Here is a 4,126-nt window from a genome sequence, read left to right as displayed (position 1 = left end):
AAAGATAAAATACGGAAGGGTCAGCAGAATTTTGAAAAGCAGGTTTTTAATAACGGTATGATTTCGAATGATGAAAATGCCATAGCCGACTTTAACAATTTTGCCGATATCAATAATGCCGATCTAAATCTTTACGATTTGAGGGGCAATCTGATTATGACCACTTATCCCAAGCTTTACAATTATAAAATTATAGGGCGCAAAATGGGACAGTTGGCTTATATCGCCCTTAATAGCATGCATCGCTCCGAGTATATCAATCCCAAAGAAAAAATCGGCGATTTAACCTATGCTGCTGCTTATGCGCCGATCAGGAATGCACAGAACAAAACGATAGCTTATATCGGTTTGCCCAACTATTCGAACGAGGAGGAATACACCGATAAGATTGCACTTTTTGTAAGTAATTTGATCAATATCTATGCACTTGTTTTTGTGGCGATTGGGGTACTGGCAGTATTTTTGGCCAACCAGATCACCAGTCCGCTAACGTTTATACAGGAGAGCATCAGTAAAACCAAAATAGGGCAGCGTAACGAGCCGATTATCTGGCGCAGGCACGATGAAATCGGGGTTTTGATTAAAGAGTATAATAACATGATTTCGGCCCTTGAGGCGAGTGCATTAAAGCTGGCACGATCGGAACGCGAAAGTGCATGGCGCGAAATGGCCAAACAGGTAGCACACGAAATTAAAAATCCTTTAACACCTTTAAAACTTGGTGTACAGCTGTTGGAAAAATCGTGGAGAGAGAAAGATCCCAACTTCGAGCTCAAATTCAACAAATTCAGTAAATCTTTCATCGAACAGATTGATAGCCTTTCGAAAATTGCTTCCGAATTCTCCAATTTCGCTAAAATGCCCGATACCAATCTGGAACGCCAATCGCTAATGCCGGTTATTGAGCAGGCCAGGGAAGTATTTAAAAGCAGCGGTAATGTAACCATCGATGTAATTAATAAGAGCGATGGCGATATTGAGGTAATGGCCGATCATGACCAGTTATTACGCACTTTTAATAACCTGCTTAAAAATGCGATCGAAGCCATTGATGAAGAATCGCTGTGCTGTATTACCATTATTGTTTATGTAGATCAGCAAAACGCCTATATCGAAATTAAAGATAATGGAAAAGGTATTCCGCCGGCACTGCACGATAAGATTTTTGTGCCCAACTTTACCACCAAAACATCGGGTACGGGCTTAGGTCTGGCCTTTGTAAAACAGGCCGTAGAAAATGCGGGCGGAACGGTTAAGTTTAGTTCGGTTGCCGATTTGGGAACAACTTTTTATTTAAGTTTTCCGAGGGCATAAAAATAAATTGTAACTGATTGATAGGGACGATTAGATTTTTACCTCAGTTCTACCTGGGCTTTACCCATTGTATTGCCGTCGGCATATAAAATTACGGTATAAATACCTTTGATAAATGGCTTTGGGTTTGCCCAATCGATAACAAAAGTGCTGTCGTCGTTATTGTAATTGATAAAGATAGAGTGACTGTATTGCATTTCCTGCCCATCGGCCTCAAAACGGTTATTCTCGTCGGCCAATAGGTTTCCTGCCGGATCGAATACCCTTAGGTAAATGTTATGATGGCCTTTTTCTGCAAGTTCGTTAGGGATGATGGTAAAACGAACGCTTAATTTTTCTGCTGTTGAAGAGCGGGTTACCTCTACTTTTTTGCCGCTCGATTTTGTTCTGAAAGCAATGATTTCGGCCGATTGGAGTTTTAAAATTGCTGCGGTTTTAACCTTTGCATTAAGGTTGGAGTTTTCGTTCTCCAGGTTTGAAGCTTTATTGCTAATGTTTTTAAGCGTATTCTGCAGGCTATCGCGACTGTTTTTTAGAAAGATGTTGTCTTTTTGCAGCTGGATAATCTGTTCGTTATAACTTTTTACAAAGCTTTTCAGTTCATTGATCTGTTTGTTGGCCTTATCCAGCTCTACCTGGGTAATCTGTGCTTTTTCTAAAGAAGCTTTAAGCGCTTCGATTTTAACACGGGCCAGCTTCTGTTCCTCAACCAGTTTATCATTCAGGTCAAGATTTAAAGCATTTACCTTATCCAGCTCCACCTCAATCTTTTCTACCTCTAGCCTTAACTTATCCTTTTCTGCGCTTACCGTTACAAATCTTTCGCTCTGCTTTCGGTCTTTAAAAAACAGGTAAGCATTTGTGCCGATTAAAGCCGCTATAACGATAACGAGGAAATAAATTTTGTTCCTGTCACCCTTATTAATCTTTTGTGGTTCCATTTTAATAACGCTGTATCTTCTTTAAATTAATATACTTTTGTTCTTCCATAGGTAAATGGGGGTACACAATTAATTTAGGAGGCGCAAATTAAAATTTTTAATAAACTTATAAGAGTTTTTAAAAAAAATCGTTTACTTGCTAATGTTCATTTGTATCCAAATTAACAGAAACACACAACCTGAATAAAAAATAAGACAGAAATAATGCTTAAAAACTTCCTATACGCACTTTTATCCTTAACTGTACTACCTTATATATTAAATGCACAACCTTTATCAAAAATTGCACCAAAAAGGGAGTTTAGAGGCGTATGGGTGGCTACGGTTACCAATATCGACTGGCCGTCTAAGCCTGGTTTAAGCATCGATCAGCAGAAGCAGGAACTGATCGGAATTTTGGAAAGGCACAAAAGCCAGGGCATGAACGCGATTATTTTGCAGGTTAGGCCTGCTGCTGATGCTTTTTATGCAAAATCGCGGGAGCCATGGAGCCAATGGCTGATGGGGAAGCAGGGTTTAGCACCCGCACCGGGGTACGATCCATTGGCTTTTGCCATTAAGGAAGCGCATTTTAGGGGAATGGAACTGCACGCATGGTTTAATCCCTACAGGGCCAGTATGAGCAGTTCGGCAGTATTGAGCGAAGATCATGTTTACCGCAAACATCCCGATTGGTTCTTTACCTATGGCGGCAAAAAACAGTTCGATCCGGGTATTCCGGAGGTGAGGGAATATATTGTACAGGTAATATTGGATGTGGTAAAGGGATATGATGTAGACGGGATCCATTTCGACGATTATTTTTATCCTTACAAGGTAGAAGGGCAGACCATTAACGATGGTAATACTTTTTATAAATACCCGAATAATTTCTCCGATATTAAAGATTGGCGTAGAAATAATGTGGATCTGTTGATTAAACAATTGGATGATAGCATCCACCACTATAAAAAATGGGTAAAATTCGGGATCAGTCCCTTCGGTATCTGGAAAAATAAATATGAAGATCCCGAAGGTTCGGCAACCAGTGGCTTATCCAATTATGCCGAACTTTTTGCCGATAGCCGTAAATGGGTGAGGGAAGGATGGGTGGATTACATCAATCCGCAGATTTATTTTACGTTTACCCGCAGGGTGGCACCATATGGCATTTTGGTTGATTGGTGGAGCAATAATACTTTTGGCAGGCACGTGTATATCGGGCAGGGCGCTTATCTTGTAAATTCGCGTGCAGAAGCCGCCTGGAAAAACCTGAGCGAAATCCCGAACCAGATCAGGTACCTAAGGGATAACAACAGGATTCAGGGCAGTGTATTTTTCAGTTCAAAATCGTTAAGTACCGTTGCAAAAGCAGTTGGCGATTCGTTAAAGAACGATTTTTACAAGTATCCGGCATTGCCTCCACAAATGCCATGGCTGGATGAGGTACCGCCAAACGAGCCACAGGCATTAACTGCCGATGCTTTAAAAGATGGTGTGCATTTAAAATGGCAGCTTCCATTAAAAGCCAAGGATGGCGAAACCGCTTCGGGTTTTGTGATTTACCGTTTTAGTGAAGGCGAAAAAATTTCGGTCCTCGATCCTAAATACATCATTAAAATAAGTTTCGAAGATTATCTTTCCTTTATTGATACAAGTGTAGAAAGCGGAAAGCGTTATAGTTATCTGGTAACTGCACTCGATCGTTTAAAAAATGAAAGTGAACCCAGCGGGCCGGTTGGGATAGAGGTGCCGTTAGCGAAGGAGTAGAAGCCCAGATTTAACGTCATTGCGAGAAGGCTTTTTCAGCTGACGAAGCAATCTTACAACGATCGCTGCCCGGCATGCGCTTTAAGATTGCTTCCCCGAGAAGTCGGGGCCGGCTGTCGTAC

Annotated in this window: 3 protein-coding genes; 2 read left to right on the top strand and 1 reads right to left on the bottom strand. The window is 41.1% G+C overall.

What is annotated here, in order from left to right; translation table 11 throughout:
- Nucleotides 1-1,314 (top strand): sensor histidine kinase (locus B2V92_RS19125; RefSeq protein ID WP_293311220.1); only part of this gene is annotated, 1,314 nt, incomplete at its 5' end.
- A 38-nt stretch (nucleotides 1,315-1,352) separates the two neighbouring features.
- Here the strand turns inward: B2V92_RS19125 and B2V92_RS19120 are convergent.
- Complete coding sequence (locus tag B2V92_RS19120) at nucleotides 1,353-2,255, bottom strand: hypothetical protein (protein ID WP_293311218.1); 903 nt, start codon at nucleotides 2,253-2,255, stop codon at nucleotides 1,353-1,355.
- A 204-nt stretch (nucleotides 2,256-2,459) separates the two neighbouring features.
- Between B2V92_RS19120 and B2V92_RS19115 the strand changes: the two genes are divergently transcribed.
- On the top strand, nucleotides 2,460-4,004 hold the full coding sequence (locus B2V92_RS19115; protein ID WP_293311216.1) for a glycoside hydrolase family 10 protein: 1,545 nt from the start codon (nucleotides 2,460-2,462) through the stop codon (nucleotides 4,002-4,004).
- Nucleotides 4,005-4,126 lie beyond the last annotated feature (122 nt).

The organism is Pedobacter sp. UBA5917 (assembly GCF_002432345.1).
Taxonomy (GTDB): domain Bacteria; phylum Bacteroidota; class Bacteroidia; order Sphingobacteriales; family Sphingobacteriaceae; genus Pedobacter.
The sequence above is the reverse complement of the archived record's forward strand: the minus strand, read 5'-3'. Positions and strand labels throughout refer to the sequence as shown.

Coding starts and splice junctions, on each gene's coding strand:
- B2V92_RS19120 (WP_293311218.1), bottom strand. CDS start 2,255: ATGGAACCACAAAAGATTAATAAGGGTGACAGGAACAAAATTTATTTC.
- B2V92_RS19115 (WP_293311216.1), top strand. CDS start 2,460: ATGCTTAAAAACTTCCTATACGCACTTTTATCCTTAACTGTACTACCT.